General features: G+C 69.4%; 18 protein-coding genes. 6 read left to right on the forward strand and 12 right to left on the reverse strand.

The features are described 5' to 3' along the window. Window positions 1-395 precede the first annotated feature (395 nt). The 6 genes from BCF44_RS22565 to BCF44_RS22590 are packed head-to-tail and all read right to left on the reverse strand — an operon-like array spanning window position 396 to window position 6,712. Window positions 396-1,220 carry a creatininase family protein gene (locus BCF44_RS22565; RefSeq protein WP_116176324.1) on the reverse strand — a complete coding sequence of 275 codons (825 nt, stop codon included), beginning with the start codon at window positions 1,218-1,220 and terminating at the stop codon, window positions 396-398. Next, window positions 1,217-2,557, reverse strand: a complete 1,341-nt coding sequence (locus BCF44_RS22570) for an FAD-binding oxidoreductase (protein ID WP_116176468.1) — start codon at window positions 2,555-2,557, stop codon at window positions 1,217-1,219. The genes BCF44_RS22565 and BCF44_RS22570 overlap by 4 nt, the downstream gene beginning before the upstream one ends. An 11-nt stretch (window positions 2,558-2,568) precedes the next feature. Next, window positions 2,569-3,762 carry an ABC transporter substrate-binding protein gene (locus tag BCF44_RS22575; protein WP_116176325.1) on the reverse strand — a complete coding sequence of 398 codons (1,194 nt, stop codon included), beginning with the start codon at window positions 3,760-3,762 and terminating at the stop codon, window positions 2,569-2,571. 27 nt (window positions 3,763-3,789) lie between these two features. After that, window positions 3,790-4,659: an ABC transporter permease gene (locus BCF44_RS22580; protein ID WP_116176326.1), complete on the reverse strand. Its 870-nt coding sequence runs from the start codon at window positions 4,657-4,659 to the stop codon at window positions 3,790-3,792. Then, entirely contained in the window at window positions 4,659-5,426 is a 768-nt protein-coding gene (locus BCF44_RS22585; protein ID WP_116176327.1) for an ABC transporter ATP-binding protein, read from the reverse strand. Before BCF44_RS22585 ends, BCF44_RS22580 begins: the two co-directional genes overlap by 1 nt. Before the next feature lie 11 nt (window positions 5,427-5,437). Next, entirely contained in the window at window positions 5,438-6,712 is a 1,275-nt protein-coding gene (locus BCF44_RS22590) for an amidohydrolase family protein (RefSeq protein WP_116176328.1), read from the reverse strand. Between the two features lie 107 nt (window positions 6,713-6,819). Between BCF44_RS22590 and BCF44_RS22595 the strand changes: the two genes are divergently transcribed. The 3 genes from BCF44_RS22595 to BCF44_RS22605 are packed head-to-tail and all read left to right on the forward strand — an operon-like array spanning window position 6,820 to window position 9,731. Beyond that, window positions 6,820-7,473 (forward strand): helix-turn-helix domain-containing protein, encoded by a 654-nt coding sequence (locus BCF44_RS22595; protein WP_170217684.1) that lies wholly within the window; start codon window positions 6,820-6,822, stop codon window positions 7,471-7,473. Then, window positions 7,470-8,426: a PDR/VanB family oxidoreductase gene (locus tag BCF44_RS22600; protein ID WP_116176329.1), complete on the forward strand. Its 957-nt coding sequence runs from the start codon at window positions 7,470-7,472 to the stop codon at window positions 8,424-8,426. The genes BCF44_RS22595 and BCF44_RS22600 overlap by 4 nt, the downstream gene beginning before the upstream one ends. 9 nt (window positions 8,427-8,435) lie before the next feature. Beyond that, on the forward strand, window positions 8,436-9,731 hold the full coding sequence (locus BCF44_RS22605) for an amidohydrolase family protein (RefSeq protein WP_116176330.1): 1,296 nt from the start codon (window positions 8,436-8,438) through the stop codon (window positions 9,729-9,731). Between the two features lie 1,314 nt (window positions 9,732-11,045). Here the strand turns inward: BCF44_RS22605 and BCF44_RS22610 are convergent. Continuing rightward, the gene (locus BCF44_RS22610) at window positions 11,046-12,017 is read right to left on the reverse strand and encodes a GNAT family N-acetyltransferase (protein WP_116176331.1); all 972 of its coding nucleotides are present in this window, start codon (window positions 12,015-12,017) and stop codon (window positions 11,046-11,048) included. Between the two features lie 180 nt (window positions 12,018-12,197). Further along, on the reverse strand, window positions 12,198-12,482 hold the full coding sequence (locus tag BCF44_RS22615) for a response regulator transcription factor (RefSeq protein WP_116176332.1): 285 nt from the start codon (window positions 12,480-12,482) through the stop codon (window positions 12,198-12,200). Window positions 12,483-12,611: 129 nt separating this feature from the next. On the opposite strand from BCF44_RS22615, the gene BCF44_RS22620 reads away from it, so the two are divergent. Then, on the forward strand, window positions 12,612-13,334 hold the full coding sequence (locus BCF44_RS22620; protein ID WP_211353161.1) for a hypothetical protein: 723 nt from the start codon (window positions 12,612-12,614) through the stop codon (window positions 13,332-13,334). 492 nt (window positions 13,335-13,826) lie between these two features. After that, entirely contained in the window at window positions 13,827-16,118 is a 2,292-nt protein-coding gene (locus BCF44_RS22625; protein WP_116176333.1) for an ATP-binding protein, read from the forward strand. Here BCF44_RS22625 and BCF44_RS22630 read toward each other — a convergent pair. The 4 genes from BCF44_RS22630 to BCF44_RS22650 all read right to left on the reverse strand — a co-directional run bounded on the left by BCF44_RS22630 (window position 16,075) and on the right by BCF44_RS22650 (window position 19,490). Next, window positions 16,075-16,470 (reverse strand): ATP-binding protein, encoded by a 396-nt coding sequence (locus BCF44_RS22630; RefSeq protein ID WP_116176334.1) that lies wholly within the window; start codon window positions 16,468-16,470, stop codon window positions 16,075-16,077. The two genes, BCF44_RS22625 and BCF44_RS22630, sit on opposite strands and share 44 nt — an antisense overlap. Further along, window positions 16,467-17,363, reverse strand: a complete 897-nt coding sequence (locus tag BCF44_RS22635) for an MEDS domain-containing protein (protein WP_211353162.1) — start codon at window positions 17,361-17,363, stop codon at window positions 16,467-16,469. The genes BCF44_RS22630 and BCF44_RS22635 overlap by 4 nt, the downstream gene beginning before the upstream one ends. 522 nt (window positions 17,364-17,885) lie before the next feature. Next, window positions 17,886-18,680 (reverse strand): SDR family NAD(P)-dependent oxidoreductase, encoded by a 795-nt coding sequence (locus BCF44_RS22645; RefSeq protein ID WP_116176336.1) that lies wholly within the window; start codon window positions 18,678-18,680, stop codon window positions 17,886-17,888. 9 nt (window positions 18,681-18,689) lie between these two features. Continuing rightward, window positions 18,690-19,490, reverse strand: coding sequence for an alpha/beta hydrolase (locus BCF44_RS22650; protein WP_116176337.1), 801 nt, complete (start codon window positions 19,488-19,490; stop codon window positions 18,690-18,692). A gap of 142 nt (window positions 19,491-19,632) precedes the next feature. Here BCF44_RS22650 and BCF44_RS22655 point away from each other — a divergent pair, with 142 nt between their 5' ends. Beyond that, window positions 19,633-20,604, forward strand: coding sequence for a LysR family transcriptional regulator (locus tag BCF44_RS22655; protein ID WP_116176338.1), 972 nt, complete (start codon window positions 19,633-19,635; stop codon window positions 20,602-20,604). Window positions 20,605-20,694 lie beyond the last annotated feature (90 nt).

Here is a 20,694-nt window from a genome sequence, read left to right on the forward strand (position 1 = left end):
CGAGCACGTGACGGGCAGGGCAGGATCGCCAGCCATGGCGCTTCATGCCGGAGTACGGATGTTGGCGTGTCAGATGGGTCTGACCTGCACGGATGCAATATTCGGCACCTGCAGCGAGCAGCGCCCTGTCCTCGGGCCGCAAGCGCGGTCCGCTGATCGCCGAGTTGTCTCTGTAGGATCGTGAGTTGATGACGTAGGGTAAGGATCTCGACGTCCTTCTCGCGGTCGGTCATGCGGGATAGCCGTAGCGCGGCGACGGCGAGGCAGGCGAAGCGGATCAGCACGAGCCGTGATGTAGTGCTCAGCAGGTACAGGGTCGCAGAGGCTGGTCTGTCGCCTGTGCGGTTCCACGACCTGCGTCAAGGCCGGCTTGGTCGAGCACCCTAGCGCGGTGCTCAGACGCCTCCGAACTCGTTCGTGTGAGTTCGTTTTCTGCGCGCTGCCGCGGGGTCGTGCTCGAAGCGGGCGATCTCGCGGAGGGACTCGACGGCCTGGCGCACTGAGGCATCCCAGAGCACCTCGCCGTAGGCCGGTGTCGCCTGCGTGGGGTCTCCGATGACGCCCGGGGTCCCGAAGTCGTTCGACAGCCAGCCAAAGCTCACGGGGCGCCCGTTGAATCCGATGTGCTGGAAGTCCGCCAGGTGCTCGGGCACCCAGCGCTCGGCACGCGAGAGGTCCACGAGGTCGGGGCGCAGGTGCAGGACGAGGGAGGTCTCCGCGGCGCCGCCGTGGATGCCGAGCTCCCGCTCGTCGAGCCCTTCGCCCGTGGGCGGGGCCGCGCGGACGAGCGAGGGCATGAGGAAGGTCCTGAGCCCGTAGCGCTTGCGGATCTCCCGCAGCGCGACCTGCAGGAGCGCGGTGTTTCCCCCGTGCCCGTTGACGAACACCAGTGTGCCGGCTCCCATGAGCGCCACGGCCCGCCCGATCTCGACGACGGTGCGGAACAGGGTCTCGGCGTCGAGCCAGACCGTGCCGGGCGCCCAGCTGTGCTCGTCCGATTTCGTGTAGGCGAGCGTCGGCAGCTGCCAGACGTCGACGCCTGCGGACGCGGCCCGTTCGACCGCGGCGCCTGCCACCGCTTCGGCGAGCAGGGCGTCGGTGCTGAGCGGAAGGTGCGGCCCGTGGTGCTCGATCGCGCCCGTCGGGAGGACGACGATCGATTCCGTGCCGATCCGGTCCGCGAGGGACGGGCCCGCGAGTTCGGCGATGATGCGGTTCATCCGGCCTCTTTCCAGAACTTGGACGGCGCGGGCAGTGTCACGGGCGCGCCGAGGTGGCCGGGGTTGAGCAGCCCGTCCGGGTCGGTGCGCTCCTTGAGCGCGACGAGCTCTTCGACTCCGTGGTCGACGTAGAACTGGTGCGGGCTGTGGACGCGCACACCGAGTTCGACGAGCTTCGCGTACCCCGCGTAGACGTCTGCCGCGCCCGTGTACTCCGCGGCGAGCATCCCGATGGGGAAACGGTGTGCCGCCTCGATGTGCAGCATGCCGCCGGGGTACACGGCCTCCACTTCGTGAATGCGGTCGATCAGTGCCTCGCCGCCGACCTCGACGTGGAAGTAGTCCGTGCCGGGGCTGTTCTTCTTGAGCCACCAAATGGGGTGGTTGTAGGAGAGCATCGACACCTTGACCGTCTGCTGTGTACCTTCGCGCACGTCTTCGACCGAGCCACCGGCGGCGCAGACGAGTGACGACGCCGTGCCGAGCGCCGCCGCGTCGACGATCGCGCGCAGGCTCGCGCGCCCGGCGGGGATCGCCGGGTCCGCCGGGAGCCGTTCCGCGACGGCGGCCCGGTCCGCGCTCACGAGCCGGGGCAGCGGATCGATGGTGCGGAGCGTCCGCACCGCGCCGAGCGCCTCCTCGAAGGTGGGGAAGCTCGCGTAGACGGCGCGCCAGTCCTGGGCCGGTTCGAGCCGGACAGTGGCGCGGGCGATCACTCCCGCGGTGCCGTAGCTGTGCACGAAGGTCCGCGCGTCGTCGCCCTCGACGTGGACAAGCGCCGGCTCGGTACCCGGAAGGGCGACGTCGAGCGCGACGACGAAGCCTTCCCAGTTCGAGCCGTGTGCGATCGACCCGGTGCCGCCGGAACCGCCGGAGAGGAAGCCGCCCAGGGTGGACTGGGCGGTCGACGGATACATCCAGATCTGCTGGCCGCTCGCGTTGCCCGCGCGCTCCAGCAGCGCCATGGAGACGCCGGCTTCGGCGGTGATGACGCCGTCGCCCACCTCGACGATCGCGCGGGCCCGCGTCGTGTCGAGAACCAGGCCGCCGTGCAGCGGGATGCCCTGCCCGTAGTTGCCGGTGCCCTTGCCGCGAGCTGTGACGGGGACGCGGTGGCGGGTCGCGGCGGCCACGACCGCCGCGATCTGCTCCGCGTTCGCCGGGTAGGCCACGAGGTCGGCCAGGCCGAGCGGGAGCTGCTCGGAGAGGATGGGGCTCATCGTGGCCTCGTCGACCGAGGCGCGCTCGCGGGTCTTGAGGTCGGCGCTCACGCCGCGCTCGCCGAGCATCTCGACGAGTTCGGCGCGCAGCGCGTCGACGCTGTCAGGGGTGGTCATGCCGCTCCCGTTCACCAGCCGAGGCCGATCTTCGGGTCGAGGAACTGGTTCGTGACCAGGTCGCCGGCGGCCAGGCCGGTCTTCACGTGCCCGCCCGACTTGCCGAAGATCGGCGCCGCGACCGTGATGAGTTCGGAGACGCGCTTGTCGTCCATCGCGCCGACGTGCCCGGTGCTGCCGTCGGTCGCGATCTTGAGCTCCTTCATCTGGGTCACGGCGGCCTTGCCCACCTCGGCGTCGTACGTCCAGCCGTTGTTATAGGCCTGCACGAGCTTGACGATGAGGTCGTTGGTCGCCGCCGGATTCCTCATGAAGTCGACGTCGGCCTGCTGCATGACGGGCACCAGCTTCTTCAGACATGGCGAGAGCGAGGCCAGGTCGGCGGTGCGGACGGACATCGTCTCCGGGTACGGGGACCAGCCGGTGTCGGCGACGAGCTGGAACTTGAGCGGCTTGCCCCAGGCGGCGATCTCGTTCTGGTAGACGTACGGTTCGGCGGTCGCGAAGCCCTGCTGTGCGTCCTTGCCCTTGGCGGTCACGAACTTCGCCGGGGCGCCGTCGTAGCTCCCGTCGAGGACGCCGGCGGGCAGGTAGGCCGCCGCGGTGAGGTAGGACATGTAGGCGGCGCCGTTGAAGTACCGGACGACGCCGCCGTTTGCCTGGAGCTTGGCGCCGAGGTCCTTGATCGTGGCGACCCCCGGATAGGTCTTCGGGTCCCACATGATCATCATGGGTGACTTGTCGTTCTCGGCGAACACGGCCGTGGTCGGCATGTTCCCGGAGAATTCGATGGCCTCGTCGGTGGAGACGTAGCCGAGGGTGATCGACTTGTCCTGGCTCATCTGCGCCGAGACGGTCGAGTAGCCGATCGCCGGGCCGCCGGCGCGGATCTGGAGCTTGACGCCGGTGGGTCTGCCGTTCGCGTAGAGATCCCCGGTCACGGACTTCTGGCTGGCGTCGATCGAGGGGGAGGGGCCGAGCAGCTGGTACAGGTGCCCGTGGTCGGCCTCGGGATTCCAGTCGGTCTGGACGACGACCGTCGACGGGCACACGTCGGACAGGCTGATGGCGGGGCCGGTCGCGGTGGACGGCGCCGGGGACGACCCGCCGGCTTCGGCCGATCCGCCCCCGCCGCAGGCGGCGAGGGAGGCCGCGAGCGCGGCGACGGACAGGGTGATGGCGGCGGTGCGGGGTCGGGTGCGCATCGGGGCTCCGTTCGGGGGAGGGGCGGGTCAGCTGAAGTCGAACCAGCGGCCGACCGCGAGCCGGCCGATGAGTCCGAAGGCGAGGAAGACGGCGATGCCGTAGAGGGAGGCGATGATGATCGTCGCGTACAGCTCGGGGCCCATCAGCCGGGACGCGGTGACCTGGATGAGGACGCCGAGGCCGGGATCGCCGCGCTGGAAGAACTGGTCGCCCACGATCGCGCCGATCACGGACAGGCCCGCCGAGGTGCGCAGGCCGACGAAGATCGAGGGGAGCGCGGCCGGGATCTGCAGCTTGCGCAGCCGGGTCAGCCGGCCGGCGCCCTGGAGCTCGAAGAGCTCGCGTTGCGCACGGTCCACGGACTGCAGGCCGAAGAGGGTATTGGACACCATGGGGAACAGCGCGATCATGACGGTGACGATCACGCGGGAGAGGGAGGCGTAGCCGAACAACGCCCCGATGAGCGGCACGAGCGCGAGGATCGGCACGCACTGGAGCACGACGGCGTACGGGTAGAGAGCCTTCTCGAGGCCCTTGGCCTGGGCCATCACGGTGGCCCACAGGACTCCGAGGACGATGGCGGCGGCGAGGCCGACGAGCGAGACGACCGTCGTGCGACCGAGCGCGGCCCACAACTCCGCGTTGAACCCGGTCGGGACGCCGTCGGGTCGCGTGTCGTGGACGATCGCCTGCAGCACGAGGTGTGGGTAGGGCACGAGGTAGGGCAGCTCGACCGTCTGGTCGTAATACGCGGCCACGGCATACCACAGCCCGACGAAGACGGCGAACGCGGCGACGGGCTGCCACCAGGACGCCCGCTTCCGGATGCGTCGGGGCCTCAGGGCGGAGCGGGCCACGGTGCTGCGACGTGCGGCGGTTTCCTGGAGCGTGGGCATCAGCGGTGCCCCTCCCTGAGCGCGTGCGAGACGTCGCCGACGAGCGCGGCGAACTCGGGTGTGAACCGGATGTCCGGGTCCCGGGGGAGCGGGAACGGCACGTCGAACCGCGCGACGATGGAGCCGGGTCGGCCGGACATGACGACGACCTTGGTCGAGAGGTAGACGGCCTCGGACACCGAGTGCGTGACGAACAGCCCGGCGAAGCGCTGCTCGGCGAACAGCCGCAGGAGCTCGTCGTTGAGCCGTTCGCGGGTGATCTCGTCGAGTGCCCCGAACGGCTCGTCGAACAGGAACAGCTCGGGGTCGAGCGTGAGCGACCGTGCGAGGGAGACGCGCATCTTCATGCCGCCCGAGAGCTGTTTCGGAAGGTGCTTCTCGAAGCCCGTGAGGCCGACGAGGCCGATCGCGGCGGCCGCCTTCGCGGCCCGGTCCGCCTTCCCCGCCCGGTGCAGCTCGGCGAGGAGTTCGACGTTGCCCTGCACCGACCGCCACGGAAGGAGCGTCGCGTCCTGGAAGACGTAGCCGATGCGGCTCGCGCTGACGTCGGCCGCTCCGCCCGACGCCGATTCGAGGCCCGACGCGATGCGCAGCAACGTCGACTTGCCGCATCCGCTCGGGCCCACGATCGAGACGAATTCGCCGCGGTCCACGGTGAGGTCGACGCCGCCGAGCGCCGCCGTGCCGTCGGGGAAGACGAGGTCGACGTCGCGGAAGTCCAGCAGGGTCGAGCGAACGGCCGGCTCGGCCGTGGTCAGGGTGGACATGGCGACTCCTTTCAGGAGGCGGGGGCGAACGCGGGTGCGACGGACAGCGCCGGGAACTCGCGGCGTGTCTCGGTGATCGCGACGACGCGGCCGCGGTGGATGACGATGCGGTCGGCGGGCGCGCTGGCGATCGCGTCGACGAGGTTCACGGCCCGGATGGCGAGGAAGTCGGCCTGGGCGCCGGCCGCCGTCCCCGCCGGTGGCAGTCCCATGACGGATCGCGCTCCCGTGCTCACCAGCCCGTAGGCGTCCTCCGGGGAGAGATGGCCCGCCGTGACGAGAAGCGACGCGGTTTCGAGTGCGTCGCCACGGCCCACCGGGTTGAACGGATCGCGCACGTTGTCCGCCCCGGCACCGAGGCGGACCCCCGCGTCGAGTAGCTCCCACAACGGCGCGAGACCACGTGGGGTCGAGACGGGGTGCTCCCACCCCTGGAGATAGAGGTTCGTGATGGGCAGGGCGACTATGCCGACGTCCGAGGCCTTGACGTCCGCGATGATCGCGTCCCGACGCACGGCGTCGAGCGTGCCGAGCCGTACGCAATGGCCGGCCGTGCGTGGGCGGTCGGCCGGCCAGTCGCGGACCGCGCGGGCGTAGGCGTCGAGGGTGACGGGGCCGGAAAGGCTCTCGTCGACGTGGAGATCGGTGCCGATCCCGCGCCGTTCCGCGAGCATGAGCAGCCGCGTGAGGTCCGCTACGGGATCGGGAGCGAGGTGCGGAGCGCCGCCGACGAGGTCGACGCCGACGTCGAGGGCCGCTTCCACGTGGTGGTCGGGGCAGCGCGGCCCGGCGAGCGCCACGAGCTGGATGTCCATGAGGCCCGCGAGTTCGTCCCGGACCTGTGCGAGGGCACGGGCTCCGCGCGTCACGTCCTCGGTGCCCGCACAGTCGTCGCTGAGGACGTCGACATGGGAACGGATCGCCGTGGTGCCCGCGGCGAGCATGGCCAGGGCCTGCGCCCGGGCGCGCTCGACGATCGACTCGACGGTCATCGCCGAGGTGTGCAACCGCCACGCGTCGATCGCGGAGCCGAGATCGCCCGGAGACGGGGCGATGGCGTCGAAACTCCGAGCCTTGTCGAGATGCGCGTGGGGCTCGGCCGGTGCGGGAAGCAACAGCCAGCCACTCAGGTCGAGCGTGGCCTCGGGCATACGGGTGGGCCGGGTCCCGCCGGCGGCGGTGATGTCGCTGACCACGCCCGAGGCGATCGAGACGTCCACGACGCGCCCGTCGGGCAGCGTCGCGTTGCGCACCGCGGCGAGCGGGCGAGGCAGCGAGTTCGCCATGTGTGTCTCCGGTCTCGGGTGTTGCGGAACCGCGGGGATGCTGCGAATGTTGATCGCATCAACATCGCTGACGGTACGGAGCCGAGGTTTCCCATGTGTAAAGTCCCGTGCTCTTTGTGTTGCCCTCGTGGCTCGGCGGGGCGGTGGCGGTCACCGTGAAGGAAGCCGACCGCGCGTCCTCACGCGTCGTCGACGAGCAGGCCGAGCGGGTCGGCGCGCGCATCCGCGAGCTGCGCCGGTCCCGTGGCCTCACACTCGTCCAACTGGCCGGGCGTACGGGACTCTCGCACCCGTTCCTCAGCCAGTTGGAGCGCGGGCACACCCGGCCGAGCATGGTTTCGCTCGACCGCATCGCGAAGGCCCTCGGCACGACCCAGGTCGAGCTCATCGCCGCCGGTGCTCCGGGTCTGCCGGACGCCCAGATCGGGCGGCCCGACGTGCTCCGGGCCGGCGAGGGCGCCCGCAACCAGCTCCCCAACGGCGAGGTCAGGCTGCTCACGCGGGGCAGGCGGGCGTTCGACCCGATCGAGTGGACCGGGACCAACACCGAGTTCGGGGACTACTTCCGGCACGCCGAGGACGAGTTCGTCTACGTCGTGAGCGGGGCGCTCCTGCTGGACCTCGAGACGGACGGGACGGTCCGGCTCGGCGCGGGAGACTCCGTCTACTATCCGGGCGACACGGCACACCGGTGGTGCTCGCCCGACGGATCGCCGTTCCACCTCGTCGTGGTGAAGCAGAAGCCCCTGGACAACGCATGACCACTCCGTCGCGCCACGCCGAGCACGACATCGTCGTCGCCGCGAAGACTCCGGCCGCGGACGGCGTCGTCGTCCTGGACCTCGTGGCCGCCGGCGGCGGCCGCCTGCCCGCGTGGCGGCCGGGAGCGCACATCGACCTCGTGCTCCCGACGGGGGATGAGCGCCAGTACTCGCTCTGCGGGGCGTTGGACGCCGACGCATGGCGGATCGCCGTGCGGCGTGCCGAGGCGGGCCGCGGGGGATCGGCATATGTCCACAATGTCCTTGAGACCGGGATGTCGCTGCGGGCCCGCGGACCGGTCAGCCACTTCGAGTTCCAGCCGGAGGTCCCCGCGCTCTTCATCGCCGGCGGCATCGGCATCACCCCGATCCTGCCCATGATCGAGTCGGCCGAGGCGAGCGGCACGCCGTGGCGGTTGGTGTACGCGGGGCGCACGCGGGTGTCGATGGCGTTCGCCGACGAACTCGTGCGGAGCCATCCCGGGAAGGTCGAGCTGCGGGTGAGTGCCGAGGGCTCCCGGCTCGACGCCGGCCGGCTCCTGGGCGTTCCCGCGGCGGGAACCGTCGTGTACTGCTGCGGGCCGACGGGGCTCGTGGATGCCGTCGAAGCGGCGATGCGGGCGTGGCCGCAGGGGTCCCTGCACGTCGAGCGCTTCGCGCCGAAGGTGGTTCCGGCGACGGCAGATGCCGGCTTCGAGGTGGAGCTCGCGCTGTCGGGGCAGACCCTGTCGGTGCCGCCGGGACGGTCCATTCTCGACGTCGTCGAGGACGCCGGGATTCTCGTGCTCTCCTCGTGCCGCGAGGGCACGTGCGGTACGTGCGAGACCGCGATCCTCGACGGCACGGCCGAGCACCGGGACACGATCCTGAGCGAGGACGAGCAGTCCGCGAACCGCACCATGATGATCTGTGTCTCGCGCTCGTGCGGTGACCGACTCGTTCTCGAGCTGTGAAAGGGACCGATGCTGACGATCAAGGGCGCCGATCGCATTCTCGTCGATTCGTCCACAGAGGACAGTGGGGATCTCACACTCGACGACGGTTCCCCGCACGACAGGGTGCTCGACGCCTCCGGATGCGTGGTGACGCCGGGACTCGTGAACGCCCACCACCACCTCCTGCAGAGCGCGTTCCGCACATTGCCCGGAACGCGGGGCGTGCCGATGGCCGAGTGGCTACCCGCGATGGCCGCCGCCTACGGGCGAGTGGGCCACGACCCGGAGGCCTACGCCATGGCCGCCTCGGTGGGCGCCGCCGAAAGTCTCCTGTGCGGGGTCACGACCATCGCGGACCACCATCTGAACTGGCCGCACGGCGCCGCGATCGCGGACACGGTCGCCCTCGCGCGCGCGACGGCCGAGGCCGTCCGGTCTCTGGGCGCCCGGCTCGTCTTCGTGCGCGGTTCGGCGCGGGACGATCCGGAGTGGGCGGGCGAGTCCGCCGAGGCCATCGTGACCGCGCTCGTTCCCGGGGGCGCCGGCGGGGTCTCGCCGGACGGCATGCTTCAGCTCGCGGTCGGTCCCGCCGGCGTCCATTCCGATGCGCGGGAGACCTTCGCGGCGCTCGGCGCGGTCGCGGCCCGCCACGGCCTGCGCCGCCGGACCCAGGCCAACGAGCAGGTCGACACCGCGATCGCCATCGAGCGCTATGGGCGCAGGCCACTGCGACTCCTCGACGAATGGGGCTGGCTGGAACCGGACGTCACCGTGGCCCACCTGTGTGACATCACGCCGGGAGAGATCCGCCTTCTCGCGCAGGCGGGGGTGACCGCGACGCACGCGCCGGGATGCGACCTGCCCATGGGCTGGGGCGTCGCGCCGGTGGCCGCGCTGATCGAGGCCGGCGTCGTCGTCGGCCTGGGGACGAGCGGCGGGGGAAGCAACGACGCCGGGCACCTGCTCGCCGATGCCCGGCTCGCCCTCCAGGTCTCCGGTCTTGTGGGGTCGCAGCTTCCCGCGCGCACCGTGCTCGGGATGGCCACTGCGGGTTCCGCCGTGGGGCTGGGACGACCCGAGCTCGGGCATCTGGGGGCGGGGTCGGCCGGAGACTTGTGCCTGTGGGACGTTTCCGGCGTCGCCGACGCCGGCGTGCACGATCCGATCGCGGGACTCCTGTGGGCTTCGCCGGGGCGACGGCCGAAACACGTGGTCGTCGGCGGGCGCGTCGTCGTGCGGGACTACCGGCTGGTCGCGGCCGACGAGGCGGAACTCGCGGCTCGCCTGCGCGAACGACTCGCCCGTACACCGCCCACGATCTGACCTCCCGGTCGGCCACAGCACGTGCCGCCCTGCCGCCACTCTCGGACGAGGCGGTGCCCACGTCAAAAACGACACGTACTGCGGCCCGATCCTTCAGCTCAGCAGTGAGGGCCGACGTAACGGCTTGTGTCGAAATAGCAGAAAAAGGGGATTTCCCCTGGGCGCGCCTTGGGGATAGTAAAAGCGGCCATTGGACCACATGACCAGCTTGCTACTCGGGCTTGGACAGGCGGATTCGAGGTGGGGTGAAGACGCGGGAACGCGTCGTCCCACCGCGATTCCACCTCGATCCGCCCCAACTCCTCCGGAGGCATGTCCGGCGGACCACCGGGCAGACTGCCAGTTGCCACGCCTCCAGCCCAACCGTGAGCACGACCAGCAGGCCAACGGCGAGAACCCATTCCCACCCGGTCGGTGCTGGGGCCGCCTCGTTGATCGCGATCGCCAAGCCGGCGCCAGCAGCGCGGACACCAGCGGATGGCAGAACCGAAAGCCCCGCCACCACTTCACCTGCATGTCCGCATGCGTCGCCAGATCCTTACGGATCGCTAGCCTGCAGGTGAAAGTATCCGGTGCCAGCCAGCCTCACGATTCCGCCGTTCGTCAACCCGGCGACCTTTGATGCGTTGGCATACAACGAAGCGTCCACGACACCGGCACCGGCGTGCGCAGCGACCCCGACCCCAGCACACGGTGCAGGTGATGTCGGTATGAAACTGCTGGTGATCGTTAACACTGGGGCCTCCTGACCAGCAAGGATGCCCCAGTGTCAGATCCAAATGCTTGATCGCGAGGTCCGTTGGCCGACCGTGTCGAGGGTTGATCGTCCTGCTCTACGCCCAACGCGTCGTGCACATCACGCAGCTGACAATCAAGCACGTCGCCATTACTGACGCTGGCGTGGAACTGCGTCTCGGCGAGGCACCGATCCTGCTTCCGACAGCGCTCGGAGAACTGCTCAGGAGGCTGGTCGGGGACCGCCGCGTGCGCCGGCGACCGCTCCTGACGATGCTTGTCTGGCTCTATCCCGGCACCCGCCCCGAGCGGTCGATTGCCCGCAGTGACATGCCGACGCGACTGCTTGAGCTCGGCATCTCGCCCACCCTCGGCCGTAACACCGCGCTGATGGAGATGGCCGCCGAGATGCCCGCCCCGTCCTCACACGGATGCTCGGAATCAGCCTCGACCGCGCCACACGATGTACCCACGACGCCGGCAACACCCGGCCCGGCTAGGCAGCGGAGGTGGCACGACGTGGATCACGTTGTTGACGGAGTGTCGATGCCCGTGGCGGCGAGCACGGCTCGGGGACGTTCAGCCCTCCAGTGCCCAGCGCATGTGACGCAGCGCGGGCGCGAATCCGGCCTTCTCGTAGATCCCGAACGTCTCGACGGGGTTCTCATAGTCCACGCTCACGCGTACCTGGTCGAAGCCCTGATCGGCGGCAGCCCGCAGCGCGTGCCCGATCAACGCCCCGGCGACGCCCCGCCTCCGGTAGTCCCGGAGCGTGCCGATGAGGACGAAGCGCGCCTCGCGAACTCCGGTGATCACCACGTCGCCCTCCCAGTACTTGGTCAAAAGCATGCCCGCCGCAGCACCGTTCGCCACGTCCCGGAGCAGGAAGCTGACGTCGGGCTGGAACGCGTTATTGATCATCCTGTTCTTCCAGTTGTCCACGGGCATCTCCGCCACCCCCGCGTCCTTGAACGCCTCGTTCCGGATCATCCGGAACTCCTCGTCGTTCTGCTCCGACCAAGGCTCGACCCGCAGTCCGTCGGGGACCGCCGAGTCGGGAATCGCAGCACCGAGCGGGTGCACCAAGTGCTGGGAGTAGAAGACCGGCGCGAAACCCCGGGAGCGGAACAACTCGGCAGCGCCCGTGATGTGTTCGGCCTTCTGGACGACGATCACGAGTTTCACCGTCGGGTGCTGCCGCGTGTGTTGTGCCTTCACCGCCGCCACCCCGGCTTGCATGAGTGCCGTGCCGATACCGCGGCGGCGGTAGTCGGGGTGGACCCCGCCCTCGATGAGGACCCGGTGGACTTCTTCCGTGGCCGGCTTGTAGCTCGCCTTCATGAAGCCGACCATCACGTCGCCGTCGAAGGCGGCGAGGCTCGCGCGCTCCAGGTCCAGGTAGGGGTCGACCAGCTCCTGGAAGGTGTCCTCCGCAAGGTAGAACTCGCCGAGTTTGTCGACGGTCTCCATAGCGTTGAGGAGGTCGGCCGACGTCTGCGCGTCCTCGGGGGTGAGCGGCCGCCACGTGAGGGAGCTGGAATCGCTGGTCATGCGGCCGACAGTATGGATTCCCGGCGCAGGCTGTCACCTTGGTTTCCGCTGGAGCCATGTTTCCGGCATCGGGCTTGCCCAGAGCAGAGCGACAGCAGGTCACGTGCGAGGGGTCTCAATTCCACACGTTCCAACTCCCGTGCCTACCAGTACATTGGGCGCACGTCCCCACGTGCCCGATCAGCGACCGTCCTCGGGCGGCCCCAGCCCTGCCGATCGCGCCCACGCGATCGCCCAGGCCCGATCGGGCATACCGAGCTTGGCCAGCACCGCTGAGACGCGGTTGCGGACAATCTTGACGCTCAGGTGGAGACGGCGAGCGATGTCGCTCGTGCCGCTGCCGGCCGCCGACAGGACCAGCACCTCGCGTTCTCGTAGGGACAAGCCGTGCTGCGTCGCGACATCGGCCCACGCCGCTGCGGCGATGATGTCCATCATCCGACCGGCCATCGCCGCGGCGAACACGGCGTCGCCGGCCGCGGCGGCCGGGATCGCGCCCTGTATCTCCTCGTAACCCTGTGGGTGCCGAAAAAGTGGCGCAACGCGTCTGAACTCGAAGAACGTCGAGCACGCGGCCCGGCATGATCGTGTCTCATGGTGTTGCGCCTGCTGTACCTGATGCTCTGCCGGCTCGCGTCGTGGATCGCGCTACTCGCGATATCCGACGTGGACAAGAACATCGAGATACTCGTTCTGCGGCACGAGAACGCGGTCTTACGTCGAAGCACACCGCGACCGCCGCGCACGTGGGCGGATCGGGCCCTGCTGGCGGCACTCACTCGCCTGCTGTCCAAGACCAGACGTTCCCACCTGCCGGTCACTCCCGCGACGCTGCTGCGATGGCATCGCGATTTGGTCGCACGCCGCTGGACCCAGCCACGCCGCGCTGGACGCCCAGCCGTACGGCTCGCCCACGAGAACACGAATTGGGCCTATCGCGGGATCCACGGTGAGCTACACCGCCTGGGCTGTGCAGCGGCGCCGTCCACGGTGTGGGAGATCCTGAAGAAGGCCGGGATCGACCCCGCCCCGCGACGATCGGGCCCCACCTGGCGCGAGTTCCTCCGAGCTCAAGCCGCCGGGATCGTGGCACTGGACTTCTTCCACTGCGACACGATCACCACCGCCAGACTCTATGCCCTGGTCGCCATCGAGCACGTCACCCCGCCGCGTGTACCTGCTGGGCGTCACCGCACACCCCACCGCCGCCTGGACCGCCCAACAGGCTCGCAACCTGTTCATGGATCACGAGGAACTCGCCCAACGGACCAGGTTCGTGCTGCGCGACCGGGACACGAAGTTCACCCGGGGCTTTGACGAGATCTTTCGCGCGCTGGGCGCCACGATCCTACTCGCACCGGTCCGGGCTCCTCGAGCAAACTCGATGATGGAACGCTGGGTCGGGTCATGTCGGCGCGCGTGCCTCGACAAACTCTTGATCTACAACGCCCCCACGCCGAGTACGTCGACCACTACAACACCGCCCGCCCGCACTGTTCCCCGCACCAGATGGCCCCAGGTGATGCCACCGAACCTGAACGCGCCCCATCCAGTGCCAAGATCATCCGAGTCGATCGGCTCGGCGGTGCCATCCACGAATACTCCCAGCTCAAACCATGCGCCTGACATTTTCGGCACCCACAGGCTCAACCGACAACCTCGTTGAACCGGGACCGCGTTCAGTCACTGGCGGAAAACGACGTTGACGACAATGCGCCGTCACTTGTTGTTTCGCCGCGTGTCCGGCGTGGTCAGGATTTGCATCTGGTCGACGAAGTGAAGCTTCCAACTCGAAAGGCGTGACCGGTCATGGGCGGATCCGGGTCGCGGGGCGCGGCCTGCCTTCCCGCGGAGACAACCAGTTTCGTGGGCCGGCGGCACGAGGTGGCGGAGGCGAAGCGGATTCTGTCGGTCAGCCGGCTGCTGACGCTGACCGGCGTCGGCGGGGTCGGCAAGACCCGGCTGGCGGTGCGTGTGGCGGAACAACTCCTGCGGGCTTTTGCCGACGGGGTGTGGCTGGTATCGCTGGCCCCGCTTCAGGACCAGGCGCTCGTGCCGTATGCGGTCGCCGACGTACTGGGGATCCGCGACGAGACGGACAGAGACCCGTTGGCTGTTCTCGTCGAGCACCTGCGGGAGCAGCAACTGCTGCTGGTGCTGGACAACTGCGAGCATCTGCTTGACGCCTGCGTGCGACTTGTGGGCACGGTCCTGACGCAGGCGGTAGAGGTACGAGTTGTGGCCACCAGCCGGCACCGACTGTGTCTGCTTGGGGAGTACCTGCTGGAGGTACAGCCCCTGCCAGTCCCGAAACGTGAGGAACTGGCCCGGGGCGTGGCCGCCGCCAAACGCTTCCCGGCCCTGGAACTGTTCGCCAATCGCGCGGCTGCCGTTGTCCCCGGCTTCGCGATCACCGCGGAGAACCTGGAGGCCGTGGCCCGGCTGTGCAGCCGGCTGGACGGACTGCCGCTCGCGATCGAGCTGGCCGCCGTGCAGATGCGGATCTTACAGGTCGACCAGCTGGTCGAGCGGCTGGACGACCGTTACCGGCTGCTCGCGGGCGGGAATCGCGCCGCGCTGCCCCGCCATCAGACGCTGCGTTCGACCGTGGACTGGAGTTACGACCTGTGCACCCCGCGGGAGCAGTTGGTCTGGGCGCTGCTCTCGGTGTTCGCCGGCAGCGCTGACCTGAGTGCGGCGGAAGCGGTGTGTGCTGGGGAGGATGTCGAGCGTGTTGACGTGCTCGATGTGGTCAGCGAACTGGTGGACAAGTCCATACTGGTCGCGGTGGCTGATGGCAGCAGCATCCGGTATCGGCTGCTGAGCTCGCTGCGGGACTACGGTCTGGAGAAGCTGAACGAGCTCGGCAAGGCGCCCACTGTCCGTGGCCGGCTTCGGGACTACTATCTGCGCCTGGCCGAGGAGTACGAGAGGCAGTGGTTCGGCCCGCGCCAGCTGGAGATCATCGCCCATCTGCGGGCCGAGCAGGACAATCTCCGCGCGGCCTTCGACTTCTGTCTCACCACTCCCGGCGAGGCCCGGCTCGGCCTGAAGCTGGTCGGGACCCTGTGGTTCTACTGGAGCTGCTGCGTGCTGCGTTTTGAGGTACGGCACTGGCTGCGGAACCTGGCCCTGTGCGAAGGCGTGAAGCCGCGCGGCGCCCCGGCCAAGGCGCAGTGGGCGAGCGGTGTGGTATCGCTGATCCACAGCCGGTCGGCAGCCGTGCTCCAGGCCGATGACCGCTCCGGTCGACCGGTGCCCGAGCAGGCGGACCCGCCCGTCATCTCGCTCGCCGATATCGTGTCCGATCGGAGCGACCTGATGAGTTTCGCCGTGCTCGGCCGGGTCGAGCTCGCCTGCTCGCTCGTCTTCCGGAGCAGTCCCGAACGGGCCGTGCAGCTGTGCGCCGAGGCCCTCGCCGTCTGCGAGGCGTACGGCGAGCAGTGGGCCCGGTCGTACCTGCTGCGCACACTCGCCATGGCGTATTGGGCGATGGGAGAATTCGACAGCGCCACCACACACGCCCGCGACTGCCTACGGCTCGAGTACGTAGTCCATTCACCGCAGGGACTCAGCAGGACCCTCGACGTGCTGGCCGCGATCGCCATCGGCCAAGGCGCCGCCGAGCGCGCCGCCGTACTGCTGGGCGCGTCCGACAAGATCTGGCACCGCATCAGCCGGGGTCAGTCGACAGCACAACAGCAGACGGGGCGGATCCGGGTGAGCGAGCGGCGGGCCCGCAAGACCCTGGGCGACCGCGGTTTCGAGCGGGCTTTCCAGCGCGGCCTCACACTCTCGACGGACGAGGCCGTCGCCTACTCTTTGCAGGAGCGGTCTGAGGCCCCATCTCGGGGCGCACCACAGGAGACAACGGCCAGGGCGGCATCCAGTGGGCTGACGCCGCGCGAGAGGCAAGTCGCCGAGCTGGTCGCCCAGGGCCTGACGGACAAGCAGATCGCCAGCGCCCTCGTGATCGCGCAGCGCACCGCCGAGGGCCATGTGCAGCGCATCCTGGTCAAGCTGGGGTTGACCAACCGCACCCAGGTGGCCGTCTGGCTCACTTCGACAGATCCGCCAGGCGAACGGCCACAGCCGCGGTAGTGCCCCGGCCTCCGGGTCCGGGGCACAGTTCGAGCCGCCCGGTGAGCGCCTCGGCCAGCCGCAAGCCGTGGTTTCCTCCGGTGGGCGGGCCCTGTGACAGCAGGCGATGCGGGCCGGTGCTTTGGTCGGTGACCTCGCACCGCAGTGTCCCGTCCGCCAAGCGCACCACGAGGTTGGCCGAGCCGCCACTCTGGATCACCGCGTTGCACGCGATCTCCAGCGCCGCCTGGAGAAACGTTCGCCGTACCCGTTCGTTCACCCCGACCCGCAACAGACACTCGGCCACCAGGAGCCGCATCAGCGGAAGATCGGCACGACCGAAGTCGAGGTGCAGGAGATGACCTTCGCTCATTCAAATTCCTCCACCTTGAGCTCCAACTGCGACACGGTGTCGACGCCGAGTCCCCGAAGGACCAGTTCGACCAGCGGCCCGCAGCTGACGGTGACCTTGCTGCCCTCGGGCAGCGAGCCGGCGAGGTTGATCAGCTGCCAGGCGCAGTGCGCCTCCATGAAGGTCAGATCGGTCAGATCCAGCTCGAAATGGAAGGGGCCACGGCTTTCCGGTCGCTCCAGCGCCGCGCGCAGGGCTTCCGTGAACTTCTCACGGGTGGGCAGCTCCGCCGCACCGGCGATCCGTCCACCCTTCGTGGTCCGCACGACGTCGATCGCGTCGAGACGTTCCAACACTCGAAGCGGGTGGACCTCGCACGCCGCGGCCACCAGATAGTCGCTGAACCGCCGCTGGTCGTACCAGCAGATCGCGGTGAAGCGACCATCCGCGAACAACGACTCCACGGAGGATTCGTAGTCCACCACCTCATCGTCGCTCAGGCCCTGCTCCAGCACCCATCCCATGTCGCCCGCGTTTCGTAACCCCGACCAGCCCTCCTCACGGGCGCGCTCAATCTCCTTCTCAAAGGTTTTAGCCTGTCGCTGCTTGTCGAAACGGCCGTCCGGGAAGTCGAAGAAGGACGGACTGCGTGTCAACACCAGCTGGCCACTGTCCCAGGCGGCTTCCACACGGCCGGTGCCGCAGTCCATGCGTGCCACGACCTCGTCGTCGCTGAGATCATGGGGGTCCAGGATGATCAGGACCTTCTCGCCCTCGGCCAGACCGGTCCGGGTGTAGGCGGTCAGTACCTGCCAGTGGGCCTCGTCGTCGGTGAAGGCCGTACACGAGTGATCACCTCTCTGCAACCGATCCACGGGAACAGTCCGCCTTGAGATCTCTGGTTGCTCGGTCACGTCGCGAGACCGTACGCGCTGGGAACCGGCCGGCACACCTGCTGGGCACGACCACTAGTGGCCGGTGTCATATTTCGCTGGGAATTGTATTGACACCCGGCGGCGCGACCTTGCCGCCAGCGTCTCACCCTCTACGGCCTCGACGCCGCGCAGACCGCCCACCAGTTGAGCAAACCCCGCCCCGAGGTCGATGGTTTGGCCATGGCCGGCAGCACACGCACACGACAGCCCGCGGGCCGCAGACCGGACGTACGCCGCGCGGGGCGTCATGTCCTCGCAGTCCAACACGTCCGGCACCACACGGTCCACATCGGACGCTTTCGGCGAGATGACGTCGCAGGGCACCCAGTCCTACACCTACGACGCCCTCGGCCGGGCGCTCACCGACACCGGTGCCACGTTCACCTACTCAGGCATCGGCAACAATCCCGCCCTGGCCGGGCATCGGTCGTACCGCCATTCGACAAGTAGCCGAAGGGCGAAGGGCGAGCGGTCGACGGACACCGTCGCGAACGGAGGCCGTCAGTGGGTTTCGGTGGTGAATCCGCCGTCGATCGTCACGTTCGCGCCGGTGACGTTGCCAGCGACGTGGTCGCTGGCCAGGAACAGCGCGAGGTCGGCGACCTCCTCAGGCCTGGTGAAACGGCCGGTGACCGCCTGGGCGGCCGCCGCGTCGGCGACCGAACCGGCGGTGGCGCCGGCGGTGGCGGCGATGGCCTCGGCCACGCCCCCGGCGCCCAGCCAGAGGTCGGTGGCGACCGGACCGGGGCTGATGGAGTTGACCCGGATGCCGTGCGGGCCGAACTCCTTGGACAGCGCCTTGGTGAGGTTGACCAGTGCGGCCTTCGCCGCGCCGTAGTCGATCACGGTGGGGTCGGGCAGGGTGGCGTTGACCGAGGCGGTGTTGACGACACTGCCCCGGCCGGCGGTCAGCATCGCCGGCAGCGCGGCACGGGTCGTGCGCACCGCGGCCAGGAAGTTGAGGGTGATCGAGTGTGCCCACTGGTCGTCGGTGACGAGCAGGAATCCGGTCGTTCTCGGCGTCACCGAGCCGACGTTGTTGATCAGGATGTCGATGCGGCCGCGGTCGGCCAGCGCCGCGTCCACGAGCCGCCCGGGGCCGTCGACGGTGCCGAGGTCGACAGCGACGGCGCGCGCCCTGCCGTCCTCGGTGAGCGCGTCCAGCTCCGGGCTGCTGGACCGGGCGCCGGCGATGACGTGGGCGCCCTCGGCGACGAGCGCGGCGGCGATGGCCAGGCCGATGCCCTTGCTGGCGCCGGTGACCACGGCGACCTTGCCGTCGAGTCCGAGATCCATGTGGTCTCCCTAGATGCCGTGGGTGTGCAGCCAGTCGAGGACGACGTCGGCGACGTCGCGCCAGCCGCTGTCGACCGTCAGGGAGTGGCCGCGGCCTTCGAACTGCGTGAACTCGGTGACCGCGGTGGAGTCCCGGTACTGCTTGAGCGTGGAGCGGGTGACGACGTCGGGCACGGTGTGGTCGGCGGTCCCGGAGATCAGCAGCAGCGGTCCGCGATCGGCGCGGCGGGTGTCGACCTGCGCCTGCGAGTGCAGCACGAAGTTCGCGGCCGCCGCCTGGAACAGCGGACGGGCCGGCGCCGGCACGACCCACCGCCGGTAGATGCCGGCCGACTCCTGCTCGGTCAGCGCGTTGCCGAAGCCGAAGCGGAACTCCTGCTCGGTCAAGGTGACGGCTCGATGCAGGTTGGCCGGATTGCCCAGCGCCGGCAGCCCGGCGCGCAGCTGGGCCAGCGGCAGCGGGAGGACGCCCTTGATCTGGGCCGGGTCGATCGCGACGCCGGCGCGCCCGATGCCCTGGCCGAGCAGCTTCTCCGTGATCAGGCCACCGAAGGAGTGGCCGATGATCACCGGCGTCGCGTCGAGGCCGGCGATGATCGAGGCGAAGTGCTCGGTGGCCTGGTCGATGGTGGTGTCCGCGACCGCCTCCGGGTGTTCCCGGGCTCCTTCGACGGTATCGGGCTCGTGCGGCCAGCCCGGCGCGACGGCGGAGTAGCCGGCCGCGTCGAAGTGGTCGATCCAGGGCTGCCAGCTGGTCGCGTGCAGCCACAGGCCGTGGATGAACACGACCGGTGGTCTGTTGTCCGACATGACGCTCCTCCGCTCCGCCGGGCTTGTTGGTGGGAAGACAACACCGGCGGCGGCCCGGCCGTCCAAGACCCGTTCCGCCGCGATCGATAACCGCCCTGGCATCGTTGCCGGTCCCGCCCTACGGTCATGCCGGGAGGACCGGATGGATCTCGACCTCAGGCTGGTGCGCTACTTCGTCACGGTCGCCGACGAGCTGCACTTCGGCCGGGCCGCGGCCCGGCTGTTCATCAGCCAGCCGGCGTTGTCCAAGCAGATCCGCAAGCTGGAGGACCACCTCGGCGGTCAGCTGCTGCTGCGCGACAGCCGCCATGTCGCCCTCACGCGGCGGGGTGAGCACTTCCTGGAACAGGCCAGGCAGCTGCTGGCCCTCGCGGACCGGATGCAGCGCGGGCTGGAGCCCGATCGCGTGCGTATCGCCCACATCTTCAGCCTGGACAGCGGCCGCGTCATCGCGGACGCCTTTCGCGAGCGGTTCCCCGACGTGAGGGTCGTGGAGAGCTCGATGGACAGCACCCGGCAGTTGGCCGCGCTGCTGGCCGACCAGCTCGACGTCGCGATCATCCGGGTGACCGCGGCGATGAGAACCGACCACCCGACGGGGTGGCGGCACGCGTTGCTCCGGCTGGAGCCGTTCTGGCTGGTGGGACGGCCCGGAGACTCACCCCGTCCCGCCGCCTCACTGCATGAGCGCCCCATCGAGGTCTTCGGGGATCCACCCGGCTCGGCGCTCTACAACACGCACGGCCGCTACCTCAGCTCGCTGGAGCAGCACACCGGCCTGGTGTTGCGGTGGCTGGGCAACCCCGGCACCTTCGACCACTGTCACGCCGCTGTCGCCCGCGCCCGCGACGAGGCCTACGTGCTCGAATTCGACTCCTACGCCCACCGCTATGCGGGCATGGGCATGCCGATCCATCGGCCGGAGGAACTCCGGCCCGTGTATCCGTGGTCCCTTGCGTGGCGCGACGGTGAGCAGTCGGAAGCCGTCCAGCAGTTCCTCCACCTGGCCCGGGAAACGGCCGAACGCCGCCGTTGGCTCCAGCCCGAGCGGGACGGTGCCCCGCTGTGGGTGCCGCCGGAAGATCTGCTCGACGCCTCGGCGTTGACACCGTGACGGCACGAGTTCCGTCGTCACCGAGGAAGCAGTGGTGTGCTCGGCGATGTGGTCGACGGTCCAGTCATGCCCAGGGCCACCGCCGGGCGG

Source organism: Kutzneria buriramensis (assembly GCF_003387475.1).
Classification (GTDB): Bacteria; Actinomycetota; Actinomycetes; order Mycobacteriales; family Pseudonocardiaceae; genus Kutzneria; species Kutzneria buriramensis.